This is a genomic window from Martelella sp. FLE1502, from assembly GCF_053484255.1.
Genome location: NZ_JBAKFQ010000027.1, coordinates 16625 through 37895, shown reverse-complemented (window position 1 = coordinate 37895; position 21271 = coordinate 16625). Strand labels below are relative to the sequence as shown.

Sequence of the window (21271 nt, the reverse complement as noted above, 5' to 3'; positions counted from 1 at the left end):
TTCGTTATATCGAAATTCCGCGAAAACTATTCGTAGCGCGCCGTGAACTCCAACAGAGCCCGGACGATCTCGCTGGCGGCGGCAGGGTCATCATCCAGCTTGCGGGCGATCACCTCGCGCAGGTTCAGCATCGCGACGTCGACGCTTCGCGGCAGTTCGGGGCCGGCTTCGGCCTTGTGCCGCTCTTTCCGCCGCTTCATCTTGTCGCCGATCGCCGACAGCGCCTTCAACGCCATGGACGCCTCGAACATGTTGTCGGCGAGATAGGCGCTGCCCTCGTCCGTGATCGCGTAGCGCTTCTTGTTTCCGTCTTCGGTGGCCGCCACATAGCCGCCTTCCTCGAGGAAGGACAGCGTCGGGTAGATCACGCCGGGGCTCGGTGCATAGAAGCCGCCGCTCATTTCCTCGATGGCCTTGATGATTTCGTAACCGTGGCGGGGCTCCTCTCCGATTAGGTGGAGAACCAGAAGGCGGATCTGCCCCTGGCCGAGAAAGCGGCCCGGCCTGCCAGGACCATCGCCGTCGCCGAAACCGAACGGGCCGCCGAAGCCGCCGCGTCCGAAACCGCCGCCGCCGCGCGCCATCATCATATATTCGCGAAATCCTGCGCGGGGATCGTGCAACCGATGTTCTTCAAATTGTCTCATCATGAATGCTCCTGTTGTTTACGATATATCTAAAGATATAATTTCTGGAGGAATTTGCAATATACGATATATCGAAAATTCATTTTGAGCCCGAGCGGCTTCTCATCCAGCGGTGAATTCCACTACACTACGGGGAAAATCGGCGTTTACCGCGGAAGCCGATTTCACTATGCAGCTGTCCTGCCGCATCGTCACGGGGATCAGATGGCGTGATCGATCATGAAATGCTCTGAAGGGAGATGACCGGCATGAACCTGCAGACCATTGCTGACGATATCGTGCGCGAGCTCCAGCCGCGCGCCGGCGAAGGCCAGGTGGCGGATTACATTCCCGAACTCGCCAAGGTCGACCCCAATCAGTTCGGCATTGCCATCACCACCGTCGACGGCAAGACCTACCTTGCGGGCGATGCCGAGACGCAGTTTTCGATCCAGAGCATTTCCAAGGTGTTCATGCTGACGCTGGCGCTCGGCAAGATCGGCGAGGCGATCTGGAAACGGGTCGGGCGCGAGCCCTCGGGCTCCGCCTTCAATTCGATCGTCCAGCTTGAGCACGAGCAGGGCATTCCGCGCAATCCCTTCATCAATGCCGGCGCGATCGTGGTCACCGATATCGTGCTGGCCGGCCACGCGCCGCGCGAGGCGATCGGCGAATTCCTGCGCTTCATGCATTTCATCGCCAATGACGAGACGCTCTCGATTGACGAGAAGGTGGCGCAATCGGAACAGCGCACGGGTTATCGCAATTTCGCGCTCGCCAATTTCATGCGCGGCTTCAAGAATATCCACCACCCGGTCGACCACGTGCTGGGCGTCTATTTCCATCAATGCGCGCTGACGATGAACTGCGTCCAGCTTGCCCATGCCGGGCTTTATCTCGCCAATCACGGCACCAATCCGCTGACCGGCTTTTCCGTGGTCTCGCCGCGGCGGGCGCGCCGCATCAATGCGCTGATGCTGACCTGCGGCCATTATGACGGTTCCGGCGATTTCGCCTTCCGGGTCGGTCTTCCCGGTAAGTCCGGAGTCGGCGGCGGTATTCTGGCGGTTGCGCCCGGCAAGGCCTCGATGGCGGTGTGGTCGCCGGGGCTGGATGCCACGGGAAACCCCGCGCTCGGTTCCGTTGCGCTGGAAATGCTGGCCGCGCGCACCGGCTGGTCGGTGTTTGCGGGTTGATCCTTTCGGCGTAAACAGGCATTGCCTTTGAGCGCGTCCAGGAAAAGTGGATACCGGTTTTCCGTCCGGACGAGCGGAAAACAAAAGGTTAGAGCCGGTTCGCGATTCAACGAAAAGCGAACAGGCTCTAGCAAACCAAGCGCCCGGAGCGATGATGAACGAACTGGCCGACGATACCCTGCCCGACGCCTTCCAGGCCCTGTTTGCCGATGCGCCCTCCTCCGTCGGTTTCGGCAAGCTGCGCAAGCGGCTGCTCCGGCAGGTGCGCCAAGCGATCGCCGATTTCGACATGCTGAAGGACCAGAAGCGCTGGCTAGTCGCGCTTTCGGGCGGCAAGGACAGCTACGGCCTGCTCGCCGTTCTGCTGGAGCTGAAATGGCGCGGCCTACTGCCGGTCGACATCATCGCCTGCAATCTCGATCAGGGCCAGCCGAACTTTCCCAAGCACGTGCTACCGGATTACCTCACGAAGATCGGCGTTCCGCACCGGATCGAATATCGCGACACCTATTCGATCGTGACCGAAAAACTGGTGCCGGGCTCCACCTATTGCGCACTCTGTTCGCGTCTGAGGCGTGGCAATCTCTACCGGATCGCGCGCGAGGAAGGCTGCGACGCGCTGGTGCTCGGCCACCATCGCGAGGATATTCTCGAAACCTTCTTCATGAACCTGTTCCATGGCGGCAAGCTCGCCACCATGCCGGCGAAACTGCTGAACGATGAAGGCGATCTGATGGTGCTGCGCCCGCTCGCGTATGCGGCAGAGGACGATCTCGCCCGGTTCGCCGAAGCGATGCGGTTTCCGATCATCCCCTGCGATCTCTGCGGCTCTCAGGACGGGCTGGAACGTAACGCGATGAAACAGATGCTGGCCGATATGGAAGCGCGCATGCCCGGACGCAAGGACGTGATGTTGCGGGCGCTTGCAAGCGTCAACGCCTCGCATCTGCTCGATCCGTCGCTGTTCGATTTCTCCGCGCTGACCGCCAAACGCTAACCCGGCGTTTTCGCCTTTACGCTTTGTGACAGAACGGCAAAACTTTTCGGCCGCCCGGCGAAAAGCGCCGGTTTTGCGCCGCCACGTCTTGCCGTTTGCCCGTGGCGGTGCCACAAAAGGCCAACCCCGGTTCGCCGCGCACTCCCCGGCGCAGCTGAAGGCTATCCGGGTTTTCGAAATTGCGCATCATTGCCCACGGCAATCCACATGATGCGCCAAAGACAAGAGGTGATGTCTTGGAAAAAGCAGAAATCGGACTGATCGGGCTTGGAGTGATGGGCTCCAACCTCGCCCTCAACATTGCCGAGAAGGGCAACAGGATCGCGGTCTACAACCGCACGGCCGACAAGACGCGCGCATTTTACGCCGGCGCCGGCGAACTGCAGAAGAACATCGTCCCGACCGAGACGCTTTCGGATTTCGTCGCGGCCATCCGCCCGCCCCGTCCGATCATCATCATGATCAAGGCCGGCGATCCCGTTGACGAGGAAATGGAAAAGCTGCGCCCCTATCTCGGCAAGGGCGACATCATCATCGATGCCGGCAACGCCAATTTCCACGACACCCGCCGCCGCTTCAAGGAACTTGACGGCACCGGCCTGACCTTTATCGGCATGGGCGTGTCGGGCGGCGAGGAAGGCGCGCGCCACGGACCTTCGATCATGGTCGGCGGCACCGAGGACAGCTACAAGCGCGTCGAAAAGGTGCTGACCTCGATCTCCGCCAAATTCGACAACGACCCCTGCTGCGCCTGGCTCGGCCCGGACGGCGCCGGCCATTTCGTCAAGACCATCCATAACGGCATCGAATATGCCGACATGCAGATGATCGCCGAAATCTACGGCATTCTGCGCGATGGCTGCGGCATGGACGCCAACGATATCGCCAACATCTTCGGCGAGTGGAACAAGGGCCGGCTGAACTCCTTCCTGATCGAGATCACCGAGAAGGTGCTGCGCGCCAGCGATCCGGAAACCGGCAAGCCGATGCCGGACGTGATCGTCGATGCCGCCGGCCAGAAGGGCACCGGCCGCTGGTCGGCGATCGAGGCCCAGCAGCTTGCCGTGCCCGCGACCGTGATCGAGGCGGCCGTTGCCGCCCGCTGCATCTCCGCCATGCGCGGCGAGCGGGCCGCAGCGGAACCGATGTTCAACAAGGAAGAGCTTTCCTTCGGCATCGAAGCCGGCCCCTGGCTCAACCGCGACCTCGAACTGGCACTGTTCGCCGCCAAGATCGCGGCTTACGCCCAGGGCTTCGACGTAATGGCCTCGGCCTCCGAGGAATATGGCTGGAACCTGCCGATGCCGGAAATCGCCCGCATCTGGCGCGCCGGCTGCATCATCCGCTCGCAGTTCCTGGACGAGATCACCAAGGCATTCTCCGACACCCCGGATGTCGCCAATCTGATCGTGACGCCGGCATTCTCGGAAATGGTCAATGAGTGCATGCCGTCGCTGCGCCGGATCGTATCGGCCGCCACCGCCGCCGGCCTTCCGGTTCCCGGCCTAGCCTCGGCGCTCACCTATTTCGATGCCTATCGCCAGTCGCGCGGCACCGCCAACCTGATCCAGGCCCAGCGCGATTTCTTCGGCGCCCATGGTTTCGACCGTCTCGACGGCCTCGATATCCATCACGGCCCCTGGGGCAGCGGCGCGGTCTGAACCGGCCGCAAGGCATAGCAAATCAGCAAAACGGAAAGCCCCGGCGACGGGGCTTTTCTCGTATTCCGGGTTGAGCCTCAGGCGGAACGGGTCTTCTGCCTGCGGTCGGTTTCGAGCCGATAGGCGCACACGCGGTTGCGGCCGCTGTTCTTGGCATCATAGAGCGCCTTGTCGGCATGTTCTATGACCCTGAACACCGAGAAGGCCGTGGCGTTCGCTTCGGCGACCCCGACGCTGACCGTCACGCCGATCTCCTCGGTCGCCGCCTGGAAGCGCTCTTCCATGATCTGAAGCCTGATATCCTCCGCAATGCGCCTGGCATTGTGCAGCGTCGCCTCCTTGACCACAACGCAGAATTCCTCCCCGCCATAGCGCACCACGAGGTCGAAGCCGCGCATGCGCCCGCGGACAACCTCGGCAAGGCGGCGCAGGACCCTGTCGCCGAAGGCATGGCCGTGAATGTCGTTCAGGGATTTGAAACCGTCGATGTCGATCATCAAAACAGCGAAGGGGTGATCCTCGGCGTCGGTGGCGACCTGCCGGTCGAATGCCTCAAGCGCCCGCCGGTTCTTCAGCCCGGTGAGCGGATCGCGTTCCGCCTCGCGCTTGTAGGCGCGATATTCGGCCTCGCGCCGCTCCTCCATGGCAAGCAGATAGCCGAGGATCATGGTTCCGAGCAGATTGCGGATGATGAGCGCCGGCGTTGTGGAGGACACCACCGGCACGGGCGCGAATACGCCGGCGACGAGGGTGAGCGACAGCAAAAGCCCCAGAACGGCAAGACCGAGCGCATCGCGCCGTCCGCCGCTGAGGCGCGCATAGACAAGCCCGATCACCGCCGCAAGCGCGATGCTGACACAGCCCGCAAGCGCCCCGGCGCCGCCGATATATATCCGCATAACGATGGTCACGGCCGAGGCGATCAAGGCGGCGAGCGGACCGCCGAAAAGCGCCGCAAGGGCAACCATGACCGCCCGGATATCCACGATGATGCCCGGCAGCACCTCCAGCGGATCGACCATCGTGACCACGGCCCCGAAGCCGAACAGCAACCCGGTCGCCAGCGATGAACGGACGATCGAAAAGCGCGCATACCGGATCAACCGATAGGCCAGAACGATGAGGGCCGCCATGCCGACCTTTTCCAGCATGGCGATGATGATTTCCAGATTTTCAAGCATTGCGTCCTGAACCGCCAGGCCTTTCTTCAACCTTCGAACCCGCGAAAGCACGAGCGTCGAGTTTCAACGACAAGGCGCGCAGTTCGCTCCAGGGCGCCGTGAGAGCGAGCAATGTCCAATATATACCCATATGCCGACAAGTTGGTAGGGTTAACACTGGACCGACGCGATAACACTTCCTACCTTGGGTCCTGTCTGGCGCCAGCCCGCCGGGACCTTCAATCCGTGCTGGCGTCAAAACGCACCTGCCTTGGCTCTCGCTTTCAGGACAAGCACAAATGTCGTCAACCGTCATTCCCTTTCCGCCCGCCGTGACCCTGCCCGTCAGAGGCAGTGAAAGCATATTTCCCGTTCGCCGGGTCTATTGCGTGGGTCGCAACTACGCCGCACACGCGGTGGAAATGGGCCACGATCCCAGCCGCGAAGCACCGTTCTTCTTCCAGAAGAACCCCGACAATCTCGTCGCCCACGGCAAACCCTTTCCCTATCCCGTCCAGTCGCGAAACGTCCACCACGAGGTGGAGTGTTTTATTGCCCTGAAAAATGGCGGCGCCGATATCGGCGTCGGTGAGGCCCTGGATTGTGTATACGGTTATGGCGTGGCCGTGGATTTCACCCGGCGCGACATTCAGGACGAAGCCAAGGCGAAATCGAGGCCGTGGGAAATGGCCAAGGCCTTCGAGGGGTCCGCGCCCGTCTCCGCAATCGCGCCCGCCGCCGAAATCGGCCATCCCGCGCGCGGCGCGATCAGCCTTGTGCGCAACGGCGCGGTGGTCCAGAACGGCGATCTCTCGCAGATGATCTGGAAGACCGCGGAAATCATCGCCGAGCTTTCCCGTTATGTGCGCCTTGCCGCCGGCGACGTCATCCTCACCGGCACGCCCGCGGGCGTTGGACCGGTCGAGCGCGGTGATCGCATTGCGTGCACCATCGATGGCGTTGGAGAGCTTGCATTCGAGGTAATCTGATATAGTGTCTGTCTGCGTTTGAGAGGAGATAGACGTGCCGCTTTACAACCTCGCCGATAAACGGCCGCAATTGCCGCCTGAAGGCAGATTCTGGATCGCTCCCGACGCGTCGGTGATCGGCGACATCATCGTCGGCGAGGATGTCGGCATCTGGTTTACCGCCGTGCTGCGCGGCGACACCGAGCCGATCACCATCGGCAAGGGCAGCAATATCCAGGATGGGGTCATCATCCATACCGACTTTGGATTCCCGACCACGATCGGCAAAGGCTGCACCGTCGGCCATCGCGTGATCCTGCATGGCTGCACGATCGGCGACAACAGCCTTGTCGGCATGGGGGCCACGATCCTGAATGGCGCGTCGATCGGCCGCAACTCGCTGGTCGGCGCCAATGCGCTGGTAACCGAGGGCAAATCCTTTCCCGACAACAGCCTGATTGTCGGATCGCCGGCCCGCGCCATTCGCGAACTCGATGACGCCGCGATCGCCGGCCTTCGTCAGTCGGCCGAGAACTATATCGCCAACTGGAAGCGTTTCAGCCGGGATCTCGCGCCGGCGGAGTCGCGGACGCCATGATGCTGCGACGCGTAGCGAGCCTGTCGAGCACGGACCAGTTGCTCGACGAGCAGATTGAACTCAACCTGAGAAGACGGGGCGTGCTGCTCCGCTTCACGCGCCCGCTCGAGCGCCGCTTCTTGGAAGAGATGCATCGCAGCCGCCACCGCCAGCTCGTCTGGGCGGGCGCGATAGGCATCCTCGTGATCGCAGGTTTTGCGTTCATCGATATGATTTATCGGGAAGAATTGCTGGCCCGCATGACCCTGATCAGATCCGGCGTTGTTCTGGCCTTGCTGTCAGCGCTAACAGTTCTGATCATGCGCGATCTCGACACCCGCCTTCCGGGCTGGATTTCGGTTTTCGGCGTCGCTGTCTCTGCGATCGGCACCGGTCTGATGCTGAAGACGCCCGGCAACCCGATCGTGGAATTCGAACCGTACAGTTTTATTCTGCTGGCCATCGTCGGCAATATCGCGCTGCCGCTGCGCACGTCACAGGCCGTGGTTGCCGCGTCGGTCAACTTCGCCATCGCCGCCTTCTTCATCCTTCCGCTGCCGACACTGCTGCCGATGGAAAAGGCCTCTCCCCTGATCTTTCTCGGCGTGACAAGCCTGCTCACCTTGCTGGCGAGCTATCGCATCGAGTCGGTCGAGCGGAAGGTGTTCCTCCTCTATCTGCGCGAAAAGGTCTATGCCGACGCGCTCTATGCCAAGTATCGCTCGCTCAACGATATCTCGAACACGGATGCGCTTACGGCGCTCGCCAACCGCCGGCTGTTCGACGATTTCCTGAAACAGAGCTGGACGGCGGCCGCGGAGACGGACCAGCCGCTCGCCATGCTGATGATCGATATCGATCACTTCAAGGGCTATAACGATACCTACGGTCATCCCGCCGGCGACGAATGTTTGAAACGGGTTGCCGCCGCGCTCAAGGCATCGACACGGTCCGACGAGGATCTTCCGGCGCGCTTCGGCGGCGAGGAATTCGCACTGGTGCTGCCGAACAGCGACGAAGATGCAGCCCTTGCCCTCAGCGACCGCATTCACGACGCCATTGCAGAACTCGCCATCCCGCATGCATCAAGTCCGAGCAAGCGGCTGTCGGTCAGCATCGGCATCGCCGTCGAGCACCCGGCGACGACCCAGCACGATTCGCGCAACCTCTTGATCAGGGCCGATCGGGCGCTTTATGCCGCCAAGCGCGCGGGCCGCAACTGCACGCAGGTCGACCTCTCCATGGATCCCGCTCCGGAATTTGCCGACAATGCCGCAAAGGCCGCCCTGCGAAACTGAGCGCGCATAGACGGCGTCATGCCTCGCCGGCAGCGCAGGCGGCGCAAAGCCCCCGCATTTCCACCGTCATCGCGCCGGGCCGAAACCCCTTTGACCGCGCCAGCCGGCCAAGCGCATCCTCGATATCATGGGCGTGGAATTCGATCACCGCGCCGCAGCCCTCGCAAATCGCAAAGGCCGTCATGCCGTGATGGCTGCAATCCTGATGCGGATGGGCGCAGGCGACATAGGCATTCAGGCTCTCCAGCCGGTGGACCAGCCCGGCCTCGGTGAGTTTTTCAAGCGCGCGGTAGACCTGCAGCGGCGCCTTGAAGCCCTGATCGCGCAGCCGGTCCAGAATGGTGTAGGCGCTGATCGGCGCCTCGCTGCCGCTGAGGCAGTCGAACACCAGCGCCTGGTTGCGGGTCAGCTTTTCATCGGGCCTTTTCATATCGTCCCTCGTTTTCATCGCGGCCGCCTTGCCGCTTCAGGCACCAGCGTCACCAGAAAGATCAGCATGGCGGCCACCACGATCGACGGACCGGATGGCGTGTCATAATAGAGCGAGGAATATAATCCTGCCACCACGCTCACAACCCCGATCAACGATGCGAACACCGCCATCATCTCCGGGGTCCGCGCGAAGCGACGGGCGGTTGCGGCCGGCACGATCAGGAGCGAGGTGATCAGCATGATGCCGACGATCTTCATCGCGATCGCGATCACCAGCGCCATCAGCAGCATGAAGATGAAGCGCACCGTCTCCGGCCGCATGCCCTCGGCCTGCGCGATCTCGGGCGAGACCGTGGCCGCAAGAAGCGGCCGCCACAGGCCCGCCACGGCCGCGACCACCACCAGCCCGCCGAGCCAGATCGTGGCGATATCGGCGCGCGTCACCGACAGGATGTCGCCGAACAGGAAGCTGATCAGATCGACCCGGATCCAGGTCAGGAACGACACGATCACGAGGCCGATCGCCAGCGTCGAATGGGCGAGGATACCGAGCAGGCTATCGGTGGAGAGCGCCCGCCGCCGCTCCAGCATGATCAGCATCACCGACACGATGGTGGCGACCACAAACACGCTGAGCGTCAGATTGACCGTGAACAGCAGCGACAGCGCCACGCCGAGCAGGGCCGAATGGGCCATGGTGTCGCCGAAATAGGCCATCTTGCGCCAGATGATGAAGCAGCCGAGCGGGCCTGCCATCAGCGCAACGCCGATGCCGGCGACCAGCGCGCGCACGAAGAAATCGTCAAGCATGTTCCTGCGCCTCATGATGATGGCCGTCATCGGGATGGCAATGTTCGGTCACCGAGCCATCGGCATGGCGCACCTTGCCATCGGGCAGATGGGTGTGGTCGTGATCATGGCGGTAGAGCGCGAGCGCGCCATCGCCGCGTGCGCCGAGCAGAGACTGATAGGCCTCGCTTCCGCTCACGGCCTCCGGCGTGCCGGTGCAGCAGACATGGCCGTTGAGGCAGACGACCGTATCGGTTCGCGCCATCACCACATGCAGGTCGTGCGAGATCATCAATATGCCGCAGCCCTGGCGCTCCCGGATGCGCGAGATCAGGGCGTAGAGCGCGATCTCGCCGGCATGGTCGACGCCCTGCACCGGCTCGTCCAGCACCAAAAGGTCGGGTTTGCGGGCAATCGCCCGCGCCAGCAGCGCGCGCTGGAACTCGCCGCCGGAAAGGGTCTGAACCTCGGCCTTTGCCAGATGGGCGATACCGACCTCCTCCAGCGCTTCGGCGATCGCATCAGCCGAAAGCGGCCCGGTCAGGGTCATCAACCGCCGCACCGTCAGCGGCAGGGAGTGATCGATGGCGAGCTTCTGCGGCACGTAGCCGATGGTCAGGCCACCGGCGCGCTCGACGCGGCCCTCATCGGGCGCGAGAACCCCGAGCGCCATCCGCGCGCTTGTGGATTTGCCCGCGCCGTTCGGCCCGATCAGAGTGACGATCTCGCCGCGGCGCACGCTGAAGCCCACGCCGCGCACGAGCCACCTTCCATTGCGGTGGAGCCCGGCATTGTCGAGCGAGACCAGCAGGTCATTCGAATGCATTTTTTCAAAACTCCGTCTTGTCCGCGTCTATGGCATACGTTATAGCGTAACGCAATTGATGTAATAACATTACGTCGAACTGCAATCCCCGGGCTACCCGCCTTCGAAAATAATGAGGATCTCATGAAAACGTCCCGCCTGCTTCTCCTCACGACGGCCGCGATGGCCCTCGCCCAGACCGCAGCGGCAGAAGATGCCCTCAAGGTCGTGACGTCGATCAAGCCGCTCTATTCGCTGACGACAGCGCTGACCGCGGGAACGGCGACCGAAACGACGCTGCTGGTGAAGGGCGCCGCCTCGCCCCACACCTATAACATGACGCCGTCCGAGGCGCGCGCCCTGCAGAATGCCGACGTCGTGTTCTGGATCGGTCCGGCGCTGGAGCATTTTCTCGACAAGCCGCTCGACGCACTCGGCGGCAATGCCCAGATCGTGGAACTGGAAGACGCCCCCGGCGTGGAGACGCTGGCCCCGCGCGAAGGCGGCGCTTTCGAGGCGCATGAACACGATGAGGATGATCACGAGGGCCATGATCATGAGGAAGACGGGCACGACGACCATGATCACGAAGCCGATCATGACGACCACCACCACGGAGAGGTCGATCCGCATATGTGGCTCGATCCGATGAATGCGAAGGCCTTTGCCGCCGCCATGGCGGAAACGCTTTCGGAAAACGACCCCGCCAATACCGAGATCTATGCCGACAATGCCGAAAAGCTCGAGGCCCGGCTTGATGGGCTGACGACCGACATTCAGGCTCAGATTGATGCCGTGAACGCCAAGCCCTATGTCGTCTTCCATGATGCCTACCACTATTTCGGCAACCGGTTCGGCGTTGAGGCTGCAGGCTCGATCACGGTCAATCCCGAAGCCCCGCCGAGCGCACAGCGCATCCGCGAAATTCACGACAAGCTGACCGAACTGGGTGCTGCCTGCGTGTTCTCCGAACCGCAATTCCCGCCGAAGATCGTCGATACCGTGATCGAGGGCACGGATGCCCGCACCGGCATTCTCGACCCGCTTGGCGCCGGTCTTGAGGACGGACCGGACCTCTATTTCCTGCTTCTGGAAAACCTCGCCGGCAACCTCACCGACTGCTTTGTGGCCGGGTAATCGACCACAAGGACATCGCCCGGGCGCGCATGGCCGGGCGTTGTGGCCTGCGGGTGAGTAGTGCCCCCGCAGGCCTTTTTTTGTCCGCCGGTCCGGGACCCGGCTATTTCTGCCGCTCCGGCCCCTTGCGTTCGGCCGATCGCGCCCAGAGGTTAATGTCGGCCTCGCGAGCATATTTGTCGATTTCGGCAAGCTCGGCTTCAGTGAAATCGGGTTTGTCGAGGGCCTTCACGCAATCGAGCACCTGTTCCGGCCGGCTTGCGCCGATCAGCGCGGTGGTGACCCGCCCGCCGCGCAGCACCCAGGCCAGCGCCATCTGCGCCAGCGTCTGGCCCCGCCGCTCGGCGATCGCATTCAATGCCCGGATATGCTCAAGCGTGTCCTCGCGCAGGAATTCATGGCGCAGCGATTTGCCCTGCGCCGCCCGGCTGTCATCGGGAATGCCCTTCAGATACTTTGATGTCAGCATACCCTGGGCCAGCGGCGAGAACACGATCGAGCCGAGCCCGAGTTCCTCAAGCGTATCCAGCAGGCCATCCTCCTCGACCCAGCGATTGATCATCGAATAGCTCGGCTGATGAATGACGAAGGGCGTCTTCAGTTCCTTCAGGATTTTATAGGCCTCACGCGTGCGTTCGGAATTGTAGGAAGAAATTCCCACATAAAGCGCCCTGCCCGACCGCACGATCTGGTCGAGCGCCATCATGGTTTCCTCGAGCGGCGTATCCGGATCGAAGCGGTGGGAATAGAAGATATCGACATAGTCGAGGCCGAGCCGTTTCAGGCTCTGGTCGCAGGAGGCCAGCAGGTTCTTGCGGCTGCCCCACTCGCCGTACGGCCCCTCCCACATTCCATAGCCGGCCTTGGACGAAATGATCAGCTCGTCGCGCAGGCCGGCAAACTCGTTGCGCAGGATATCGCCAAAGGCCTTTTCGGCGGAACCGGGCGGCGGGCCGTAATTATTGGCGAGATCGAAATGGGTGATGCCGGCATCAAACGCGGTCTGGCAGATCGCCACCTTGCGGGCGCGCTCGGTATCGTCGCCGAAATTGTGCCACAGGCCGAGCGATATCGCCGGCAGCTTGAGGCCGGAGGCGCCGCAGCGGTTATATTGCATCGTGTCGTAGCGGGTCTTCGAGGGTGTCCAGCGCATCATATCCTCCTGCCTGAAGAGGGCCGGGACGGCCCGGCCATGAAAAAGGCGGCAGAACGCCGCCTCTTGCGATTCGATTATAGGCAAGCCGGGCGCAAAGCGCCACGCCCTACCGCAACAACGCCCTGGCCGCCTCGGCATCCAGCGCCGCCGGCTGGGTGCAGGTCGTCGACAACGGGACGAAGGCGCCGGTCTCCCCGGATTTCAGGATCGCGGCCATGACGTCGACGCCGTGCAGCGCGCGGGCGAGCGAACAGCGGGCGTCGCGGCCTTCGATCAGCGCCACCGCCATATCGGCAAGGCCCGCCGTGCGGTAATTGGCGCGCTCGCCCTGGTTGGGCTTGCCGAAGGGGTGATCCTGGCTGTCGAGTTCGGACGTCTTGCCGTCGCGGCCCGCCGCCTCGACCTTGCCGCCGAAGAAGTTGGGGTCGGGCACGAACAGCGTCCCTTCCGTGCCGTAAAGCTCCATGTTGGAGTGACGGTGCACCCACACATCCCAGCTTGCGGCAAGGGAAATGGTCGCCCCGTTTTGAAACTCCAGCAGCGCATGGATATTGGTCGGCGTCTTCACCGGAATGATCTCGCCGTGCCGGGGCTTTGAGGTGATAGTGCGGGTCTCGTTCGCCATCGAGGTCAGCGCCGCCACCCGCTTTACCGGCCCGATCAGGTTGATCAGGTTGGCGATGTAATAGGGGCCGAGATCGAGCACCGGGCCGCCGCCGGGCAGGAAGAAGAAATCCGGATTGGGATGCCACATCTCCATGCCCGGGCTCATCACGTGGCAGGTGCCGGAGGTGACCCGGCCGATGCCGCCCTCATCGATATATTTGCGGGCGCGCTGATGGGCGCCGCCCAGAAACGTATCCGGCGCGCAGCCGACCGAAAGCCCCTTTTCGGCGGCGATACGGCCGAGCTCCTTGCCCTCGTCGACGGACAGCACAAGCGGCTTTTCCGAATAGACGTGCTTGCCCGCCTCGAGAATCCGCTTCGACATCTCGTAATGCGCGCCTGGAATGGTGAGGTTGACGATCACGTCAAGCTCATCGTTCTGGAGCAGTTCCTCGACGCTCTGTGCCGTCACGCCGTATTCCTCGGCGCGCGCGGTGGCCGCCGCCGGATTGATGTCGGCGCAGGCCAGCACCTTGAGGCCGCGAAACAGCGGCGCGAGAGAAAAATAGGTCGCGGAAATATTGCCGCATCCGAGGATGCCGACACCAAGTTCGCTGGTCATGAATGCCTCGTTCAGAAAGACTGGAAGGATGCGATCGACCGCTCGATCAGACGGTCGATATCATTCGGATTGTCGTGCTCGACGATGTAGTGACGGATCGGCAGCGGCTTCAGGACGCCCATCAGACCCTTCCAGTCGACCGTGCCGTGGCCGACATCGGCCCAGCCGTCCTCATCCTCGTTTTCGCCCGGCTCGGCGATATCCTTGACGTGGACGGCGCTGAGGCGGTCCTTGAACGTCTCGATCCAGTGCAGCGGATCGGCGCCGCCGCGAATGACCCAGGCGATATCGGCCTCCCAGGCAAGCGACGGGCCGCCCTGCATCAGATGCGTCATCGGCACGCTGCCATCGGCAAGGGCTGCAAATTCGAAATCATGATTGTGCCAGCCGAACACGAGGCCGGCATCACGCACCGGCGCGCCGGCCTTTTCCAGCCGCGCGCCGAAATCGCGCCAGCCCTCGGCCGTCGTCGGCCTGTCATCCGGCATCAGGAAGGGGCAGAACACGCTGTCCATCTTCAGCGCCGATGTGATCTCGAGCACGCGCTCGGGATCGTTCTCCAGCATGTTGAGGCTGAAGTGACCGGTCGGCATGGTAAGCCCGATCGTCGCCAGATCGGAAGAAAGCCGGTCGAGCCCTGCCTGATCGAGATCGTCATAAAGCGCGCCGTAGCCCTCGACTTCGCTGTAGCCCGCAGCCGCGAGCTTCTTGAAGATCGTCGAAAACGGCTGGTAGTTGCGCGCGCTGTATAGCTGAAACCCTAGTTTTGTCATCTGTTTCCTCCGGCTGCCGCCATTGATCCGGCCGGCAGGCCCTTCCTGTTATTCATGCCGCGCAGGACTGTCCCCTCGCGGCCTTGCTTCAAAGCCGCAATTCGGTTTTCGCGTCGAAGACCGAGGCGAGCGGGATATCGAAAGCGAAGCGGATCTTCTGGCCGACCTTGTAGCGGACATTGCCATTGACCCTGACCGTGATCAGGTGGCCTGCATGTTTCAGCCACAGCAGGCTGTCGGCGCCCATCGGCTCTTCAAGGTCGACCGTCGCCTCGTGCACTTCGAGGTTTTCCTCCGACAGCGCCTTGTCGATGACGATATGCTCCGGCCTGACGCCGAGCGTCACCTTGCCCGTCTCCGGCAGTTCGCCATTGGCATCATAGCCTTCGAGCGAGAAATCGACGTCATTGGTGCGAAACACCGGCTTGCCGTTCTCGCGGCGCAATTCGCCATCCATGAAGTTCATCGGCGGCGAACCGATAAAGCCGGCAACATAGCGGTTGACGGGACGATTGTAGATCGTGGTGGGCTCGTCAAGCTGCTGGATCACGCCACCGCGCATGATCGCGATCCGGTCGGCCAGCGTCATCGCCTCGATCTGGTCGTGGGTCACGTAGATCATGGTGTTGTGCAGCGACTGGTGCAGCCGCTTGATCTCCACGCGCAGTTCGGAGCGCAGCTTGGCATCGAGGTTCGACAAGGGCTCGTCGAACAGGAACACATCGACATCGCGCACCAGCGCGCGGCCGATCGCGACGCGCTGGCGCTGGCCGCCGGAAAGCTCGGCGGGCTTGCGCTTCAGAAGCGGCTCGATCTGCAGGATTTCGGAGGCGCGCTTGACGCGCTTGTCGATCTCCGCCTTCGGAATCTTCGCCACCTGAAGGCCGAAGGACAGGTTCTTCTCGACCGTCATCTGCGGATAGAGCGCGTAGGACTGGAACACCATGCCGATGCCGCGATCCTTCGGCTCAAGCCAGGTGACGTTCTTGTCCTTGATGAAAATCTGGCCGCCGGTGACGTCAAGCAGGCCCGCAATGCAGTTCAAAAGCGTGGACTTGCCGCAGCCGGACGAGCCGAGCAGCACCAGGAACTCGCCGTCCTGGATATCGAGATCGAGGTTCTTGAGGACGTCCACGGCCCCGAAGGAGAGCGACAGGTCCTTGATGGAAACACTGGTATTCATCATTTACCCTTTCACCGCGCCGGCGGCGATGCCGCGCACGAACAGCGGTCCGGAAACGAAATAGACGGCGAGCGGGACAAGGCCGGTCAGAAGGGTCGCCGCCATATTGACATTGTACTCCTTCACACCCTGAACCGCATTGACGATATTGTTGAGCTGGACCGTCATCGGATAGTTCTGCTGACCGGCGAAGATCACGCCGAACAGGAAGTCGTTCCAGATGCCGGTGGTCTGGATGATCATGCCGACGACGAAGATCGGCAACGACATCGGCAGCATGATCTTGAAGAAAATCTGCCAGAATCCCGCGCCATCGACGCGCGCCGCCTTGAACAATTCCTCCGGCAGCGAGGCGAAATAGTTGCGGAACAGCAGCGTCAGGATCGGCATGCCGAAGATGGTGTGCACCAGCACGATGCCGGGAAGCGTCGAGAACAGGTGTAGTTCGCGCAGGATGATCACCAGCGGATAGAGCATCACCTGATAGGGGATGAAGGCCCCGAACAGGAGCACGGTGAAGAAGAATTCCGAGCCCTTGAAGCGCCAGTTGGCAAGCGCATATCCGTTCACCGATGCGACCGCGATCGAGATGATGATGCCGGGAACGGTGATCTTGACCGAGTTCCAGAAACCGACGCTGATCCCTTCGCAGTAAAGCCCGGTACAGGCGCCGCTCCAGGCCTTGACCCAAGGCTCGAAGGTGATTTCCACCGGCGGGGCGAAGATATTGCCCATGCGGATTTCCGGCATGCCCTTCAGCGAGGTCACGATCATCACGTAAAGCGGGATCAGATAATAGACAGCGGCCACGAACAGGATGGAATAGAGAATGATCCTGGAGGGGGCGAGCCGGCGTTTGGGGCGCGGACCCGCGGGTCCGTTCAAAGCGATGTCAGCCATGTTGCTACCTCTTCTTGCCTCTGAATTCCATCAATGCCCAGGGCACGAGGATGATGAACACAGTGACCAGCATGACGGTGGATGCCGCCAGACCCTGCCCGATATTGCCGCGCTGGAACATCAGGTCGTAGACATATTTCGCGGGCACTTCGGAGGCGAATCCGGGTCCCCCTTGGGTCATGGCCACGACAAGGTCGTAGACGCGGACGATGCCGGAGGCGACGATCACCAGCGTGGTGACGAACACGCCGCGCATCATCGGAATGACGATGAAGATATAGGTGCGCCATGCCGGAATGCCGTCGATCTTCGAGGCCTTCCAGATTTCCGTGTCGATGCCGCGAAGCCCCGCCAGCATCAGCACCATGACGAGGCCCGTGCCCTGCCACAGCCCGGCGATCACCAGCGCATAAATCACGGTGTGCTTGTTGCCAAGCAGCGCGAGATCGCCGCCGGGCAGCCCGAGTTCATCGAGAAATTTCGGCAGGCCGAGGCCGGGATCGAGAATCCATTGCCACACCAGACCGGTGACGATGAAGGAAAGCGCGAAGGGATAGAGGAAGATGGTGCGGAACGTGTTTTCGAAGCGGATCTTCTGGTCGAGCAGCGTTGCCAGAATGAAGCCTACGACGAAAGAGAAGATCAGGCTCAAGCCCCCGTAGATAAACAGGTTGCCGATCGCCACATTCCAGCGCGTGGTGCCGAACAGGCGATCATACTGCGCGAAACCGACGAAGTTCTCGCTCGGCAGAAGCCTTGAATCGGTGAATGAATAGATGACCGTCCAGGCGGTGCAACCGATGAAGATGACCACCGCGGTGAGCATCATCGGTATGGCCGCGATCTTGGCGTTCAGGTTCTTGAACAGGCCCATCGGACGGCGAGCGACATCAGCCATTGCTGCTCCCCTCACGAGATTGGTGCAGAAAGAAAGGCGGAGCGGAATAACCCGCCCCGCCGCTCAACCGGGCAAATTACATTGCCTGTTCGATGATTTCCTGCTGGCGCTCCATCGCTTCGTCGACCGACATGTCGGAGGAGAAGAACTCGAGCGCGAGGTCGGTGATCTGGCCCTGCGTATCGGAGTCGAGCAGCTGCTCGGTCGACGGCAGCACGTTTTCGGGGTTGGCGAGAATCTCGATACCCTTCTTCATGCAGGCATTGGCGGCTTCCAGATCGACATCGCCGCGCACCGGCAGCGAGCCCTTGACGAGGTTGAACTCGACCTGGGTTTCGGGCGAGACCAGCATGGAGGCGAGCTCGAGCTGGGCGGCCGTGATATCCGGGTCATCCGTCTTCGGGAAGTAGAAAGCATCGCCGCCGGTATCGAGAACCGGGTTGTTGCCGAGGCCCGGCAGGCAATCATAGTCGACGCCGGCTTCCTGGCCGGCCTGGGCGAACTCGCCCTGCGCCCAGTCGCCCATGATCTGGGCCGCGGCGTCGCCCTGGATCACCATATTGGTGGCGACGTTCCAGTCGCGGCCGGAATAGGCATCATCGACCATGGTGCGGGCCTGCGCAAAGGCTTCCCAGATGGCGCGGTTTTCGTCGCTCATCACCGCTTCGGGATCCTTGTCGCCATTGACGGCGAGATAGTTGTCGACGCCGCCGATGGCGACCTGCATCACGTTGCGGATGCCGTCGACCTGCCAGGGCTGGCCGGTGGCAAGCGGAATGACGCCGGCTTCGCGCAGCTTCGGCGCGGCTTCCACCAGCTCGGCCCAGTTGGTCGGGACCGGGATGCCATTGTCTTCGAACACATGACGGTTCAGCCACATCCACTGCCAGGAGTGGATGTTGATCGGAACGCAATAGATGCGGCCGTCATATTCGCAGGCTTCGAGAAGCTTGGCGGGACGGATCTTGCTGGCCCAGTCTTCCTTCTCGGCAAGCTCGGTCAGGTCGAGCATCAGGCCGGCCTTGATGAGCTCCTCGGCGTCGCGGCCGGTGTTCATCTGGGTCGCGCCCATGGGGTTGCCGCCGAGAATGCGGCTGACGATGATCGGGTTGGCGGTGGTGCCGGAACCGGCGATGGCGCTGTCGACCCAGGTATTGCCGGTTTCGTTGAAATTGTCGGCAAGAACCTTCACGGCGGCAGCCTCGCCGCCGGAGGTCCACCAATGGGTTACTTCGAGATCGGTCGCGCTGGCGGAAAGCGGCATCGCGACGCCGGCAGCGAGTGCTGCGGTGAGAAGTGCATGTTTCATCTTGTCCTCCCAACTGAAACGTTACCGAAAAACGGTATTCAAATTCCCGGAAGCTGGCAACCTTTTTGTCGAAGTTTTTGTTTCAGTGCGACTTTAGTCGGAATTTTACGCACCCCGGCAGCATGCCTTATTGCAACGCAAATAACCCATCAAATCATTATTTTAATTGGATTTTTCAAAGAAAATCGGCTTCCGAAATAGCGCTTATTCGCTAACGCACACAATGTGGTGACCTATGCGTCATGACCCAGGGTACACCTTGAAAATCAGGGGCTCGAAGGGCCAGAAACACTTTTCTGTATCGTTTCAGTTCTTGCCGCGCTACATTGCTGTCATCCCCTTTCCTGGACGGGAGGAGGCCACTTGACGCATGGCAGACAGCGCTTTTTTTTGCGCATGGATTGCCGGGAGACGCTATAAGCGTCGGCGACAGGCGGGGCTGTTCAGGGCGAGGCGGAAGAGGTGCAACCTCGAGACGCAGACGAGCCGGGGCGCGCGACCAGTTTCGCGCGGCAAAGCACGTTTGCAATCATGTCCGGTTGCCGGCGAATGAGGAGACGCAATGAAACCGACGACAAGCCGCACAGAGGGCCGAACAGAGAGCCGCACAGCCGAAACCGCAAACGCCCGGCCGACGCTGAAGACCATCGCCTATATGACCGGGCTCGGCGTCACCACCGTTTCGCGCGCGCTGAAGGATGCGCCGGACATCGCCGAGAACACCAAGGAGCGGGTGCGGCTGGTCGCCAAGCAGCTCGGCTACATGCCGAATCGCGCCGGCGTCAGGCTTCGGACCGGCAAGACCAATGTCATTGCCTTGATCCTCAACCTGGAAGAGGAAATCATGGGCATGGCCGGCCAGATGATCTTCGGCATTTCGGAAATCCTGGCCGACACGCCCTATCATCTCGTGCTGATGCCGCAGCCGATCCATCACGATCAGATGGCGCCGGTGCGTTACATCCTCGACACCGGCTCGGCCGATGGCGTGATCATCTCGCGCATCGAGCCCGACGATCCCCGCATCAAGCTGATGCGCGAGCGCGGCATGCCGTTTGCCGCCCATGGCCGCACCGAAGGCAGTATCGACTATCCGTTTCATGACTTCGACAATGACGCCTATGCTTTCGACGCCGTTGAAATGCTGGCGGGGCGCGGGCGGCGGCGGATCGTCAGCTTGCAGCCGCCGAGCCACCTGACCTATTACAAATATTTCCGATCCGGCTTCGAGCGCGGCCTTAGCCAGTTCTCGCTGGAGGAGACGCCGCTGACGTCGATCTCGACCGATTCGCCCCTGACCGAGATCCGCAGCGGCATGCTCGCGACGCTGCGCTCCAGCCATCCGCCCGACGCCGTGATCGCCTGCAGCGGCAGCAGCGCGATCCCGATCATGGCGGCGCTAAGAGACTGCGGCCTGACGCTTGGCCGCGAGGTCGACGTGGTGGCCAAGCAGCCGGCCGATTTTCTGAACTGGATCAACCCCGAACTCATCGCCATGAGCGAGGATTTCGGCCGGGCCGGGCGCGAACTCGCCCGCGCCGTTCTCGCCCGCATCGACAATGCCGGATCAAAGCCGCTGCAAAGCATCAGCAAGCCGGACTGGTCTAAAGCGCCGGCGGCAAAGGCTCGCGAAAACAGCTAAAGCCTGCGGAAGGTCAGCCGTCCGCGGCGATTGAGGAAGGCGAAGGGCGGGTGAGGACGTAGAGCGCGCAACAGGCGAGCACAAACGCGACGCCGGCCTGCAGCCACGGCCATGCGCCGGCAAACAGCAGAACCGAGATCATGCTGCAGCCCATGGCCGCCACGGCAAGCAGCTTGGCCGGCAGCGAGATCGCGCCCTCACGCCGCCAGCGGCCGAGATGCGGGCCGAAATGGGGATGGTTCATCAACTTTGCCTCAAGCTCCGGCGAGGACCGGGCGAAGGCGGCGGCGGCAACGATCAGGAACGGCACGGTCGGCATTACGGGTAGAACCGCGCCGACAAGGGCGAGCGCCACCATCACCCAACCAAGCCCGATCAAAAGCCTGCGCTTTACCGTTTTCATGCCTGCCTGCCTTCATCCGATCAGCCACACTGTGGCTCTACCGCATTGTTTTACCGTGACAACCTTGCCGAATCCATAGCGACTGGCTGCGGCAAAAAGAACATTGCCCAGCGCGTGGCCAGCACCGACGATG

At 62.1% G+C, this 21271-nt stretch carries 21 protein-coding genes; 8 read left to right on the top strand and 13 right to left on the bottom strand.

Annotation, left to right across the window (positions count from 1 at the left end):
- Positions 1 to 26: 26 nt before the first annotated feature.
- Positions 27 to 650 carry a PadR family transcriptional regulator gene (locus V6767_RS18715; RefSeq protein ID WP_448474843.1) on the bottom strand — a complete coding sequence of 208 codons (624 nt, stop codon included), beginning with the start codon at positions 648 to 650 and terminating at the stop codon, positions 27 to 29.
- 245 nt (positions 651 to 895) lie between these two features.
- Here V6767_RS18715 and V6767_RS18710 point away from each other — a divergent pair, with 245 nt between their 5' ends.
- From V6767_RS18710 to gndA, 3 genes are all read left to right on the top strand, one after another.
- The gene (locus V6767_RS18710; protein ID WP_448474842.1) at positions 896 to 1822 is read left to right on the top strand and encodes a glutaminase; all 927 of its coding nucleotides are present in this window, start codon (positions 896 to 898) and stop codon (positions 1820 to 1822) included.
- A 151-nt stretch (positions 1823 to 1973) separates the two neighbouring features.
- Entirely contained in the window at positions 1974 to 2819 is an 846-nt protein-coding gene (gene ttcA, locus V6767_RS18705) for a tRNA 2-thiocytidine(32) synthetase TtcA (protein WP_448474841.1), read from the top strand.
- 236 nt (positions 2820 to 3055) lie between these two features.
- Entirely contained in the window at positions 3056 to 4480 is a 1425-nt protein-coding gene (gene gndA, locus V6767_RS18700; protein WP_448428309.1) for an NADP-dependent phosphogluconate dehydrogenase, read from the top strand.
- Positions 4481 to 4557: 77 nt separating this feature from the next.
- On the opposite strand, the gene V6767_RS18695 is transcribed toward gndA, so the two are convergent.
- Positions 4558 to 5661 (bottom strand): diguanylate cyclase, encoded by a 1104-nt coding sequence (locus V6767_RS18695; RefSeq protein WP_448474840.1) that lies wholly within the window; start codon positions 5659 to 5661, stop codon positions 4558 to 4560.
- Between the two features lie 278 nt (positions 5662 to 5939).
- Here V6767_RS18695 and V6767_RS18690 point away from each other — a divergent pair, with 278 nt between their 5' ends.
- The 3 genes from V6767_RS18690 to V6767_RS18680 are packed head-to-tail and all read left to right on the top strand — an operon-like array spanning position 5940 to position 8483.
- Entirely contained in the window at positions 5940 to 6629 is a 690-nt protein-coding gene (locus tag V6767_RS18690; protein ID WP_448474839.1) for a fumarylacetoacetate hydrolase family protein, read from the top strand.
- A 34-nt stretch (positions 6630 to 6663) separates the two neighbouring features.
- Entirely contained in the window at positions 6664 to 7206 is a 543-nt protein-coding gene (locus V6767_RS18685) for a gamma carbonic anhydrase family protein (protein WP_448474838.1), read from the top strand.
- A complete protein-coding gene (locus tag V6767_RS18680) occupies positions 7206 to 8483 on the top strand; it encodes a diguanylate cyclase domain-containing protein (RefSeq protein WP_448474837.1) in 1278 nt (425 codons plus the stop codon). The genes V6767_RS18685 and V6767_RS18680 overlap by 1 nt, the downstream gene beginning before the upstream one ends.
- A gap of 16 nt (positions 8484 to 8499) precedes the next feature.
- Here the strand turns inward: V6767_RS18680 and V6767_RS18675 are convergent, their stop codons facing one another.
- The 3 genes from V6767_RS18675 to V6767_RS18665 are packed head-to-tail and all read right to left on the bottom strand — an operon-like array spanning position 8500 to position 10530.
- On the bottom strand, positions 8500 to 8913 hold the full coding sequence (locus V6767_RS18675; protein WP_448428299.1) for a Fur family transcriptional regulator: 414 nt from the start codon (positions 8911 to 8913) through the stop codon (positions 8500 to 8502).
- 14 nt (positions 8914 to 8927) lie between these two features.
- Positions 8928 to 9725: a zinc ABC transporter permease subunit ZnuB gene (gene znuB / locus V6767_RS18670; RefSeq protein WP_448428297.1), complete on the bottom strand. Its 798-nt coding sequence runs from the start codon at positions 9723 to 9725 to the stop codon at positions 8928 to 8930.
- The gene (locus V6767_RS18665; protein WP_448474836.1) at positions 9718 to 10530 is read right to left on the bottom strand and encodes an ATP-binding cassette domain-containing protein; all 813 of its coding nucleotides are present in this window, start codon (positions 10528 to 10530) and stop codon (positions 9718 to 9720) included. Before V6767_RS18665 ends, znuB begins: the two co-directional genes overlap by 8 nt.
- Positions 10531 to 10653: 123 nt before the next feature.
- Between V6767_RS18665 and znuA the strand changes: the two genes are divergently transcribed.
- Entirely contained in the window at positions 10654 to 11646 is a 993-nt protein-coding gene (gene znuA, locus V6767_RS18660; RefSeq protein WP_448474835.1) for a zinc ABC transporter substrate-binding protein ZnuA, read from the top strand.
- 103 nt (positions 11647 to 11749) lie between these two features.
- On the opposite strand, the gene mgrA is transcribed toward znuA, so the two are convergent.
- The 7 genes from mgrA to V6767_RS18625 form a co-directional block, all read right to left on the bottom strand.
- Positions 11750 to 12802 (bottom strand): L-glyceraldehyde 3-phosphate reductase, encoded by a 1053-nt coding sequence (mgrA, locus tag V6767_RS18655; protein WP_448474834.1) that lies wholly within the window; start codon positions 12800 to 12802, stop codon positions 11750 to 11752.
- A gap of 106 nt (positions 12803 to 12908) precedes the next feature.
- Positions 12909 to 14030 (bottom strand): Gfo/Idh/MocA family protein, encoded by a 1122-nt coding sequence (locus tag V6767_RS18650; protein ID WP_448474833.1) that lies wholly within the window; start codon positions 14028 to 14030, stop codon positions 12909 to 12911.
- Between the two features lie 11 nt (positions 14031 to 14041).
- Entirely contained in the window at positions 14042 to 14803 is a 762-nt protein-coding gene (locus V6767_RS18645; RefSeq protein ID WP_448474832.1) for a sugar phosphate isomerase/epimerase family protein, read from the bottom strand.
- A gap of 88 nt (positions 14804 to 14891) precedes the next feature.
- Entirely contained in the window at positions 14892 to 15986 is a 1095-nt protein-coding gene (locus tag V6767_RS18640; RefSeq protein WP_448474867.1) for an ABC transporter ATP-binding protein, read from the bottom strand.
- A gap of 3 nt (positions 15987 to 15989) precedes the next feature.
- Positions 15990 to 16886, bottom strand: coding sequence for a carbohydrate ABC transporter permease (locus V6767_RS18635; RefSeq protein WP_230718428.1), 897 nt, complete (start codon positions 16884 to 16886; stop codon positions 15990 to 15992).
- A gap of 4 nt (positions 16887 to 16890) precedes the next feature.
- Positions 16891 to 17784, bottom strand: coding sequence for a carbohydrate ABC transporter permease (locus V6767_RS18630; RefSeq protein ID WP_448474831.1), 894 nt, complete (start codon positions 17782 to 17784; stop codon positions 16891 to 16893).
- A gap of 76 nt (positions 17785 to 17860) precedes the next feature.
- Positions 17861 to 19093, bottom strand: coding sequence for an ABC transporter substrate-binding protein (locus V6767_RS18625; RefSeq protein WP_448474830.1), 1233 nt, complete (start codon positions 19091 to 19093; stop codon positions 17861 to 17863).
- A gap of 562 nt (positions 19094 to 19655) precedes the next feature.
- Here V6767_RS18625 and V6767_RS18620 point away from each other — a divergent pair.
- A complete protein-coding gene (locus tag V6767_RS18620; RefSeq protein ID WP_448474829.1) occupies positions 19656 to 20735 on the top strand; it encodes a LacI family transcriptional regulator in 1080 nt (359 codons plus the stop codon).
- A gap of 13 nt (positions 20736 to 20748) precedes the next feature.
- On the opposite strand, the gene V6767_RS18615 is transcribed toward V6767_RS18620, so the two are convergent.
- Complete coding sequence (locus V6767_RS18615; protein ID WP_448474828.1) at positions 20749 to 21138, bottom strand: YbaN family protein; 390 nt, start codon at positions 21136 to 21138, stop codon at positions 20749 to 20751.
- Positions 21139 to 21271: the final 133 nt, after the last annotated feature.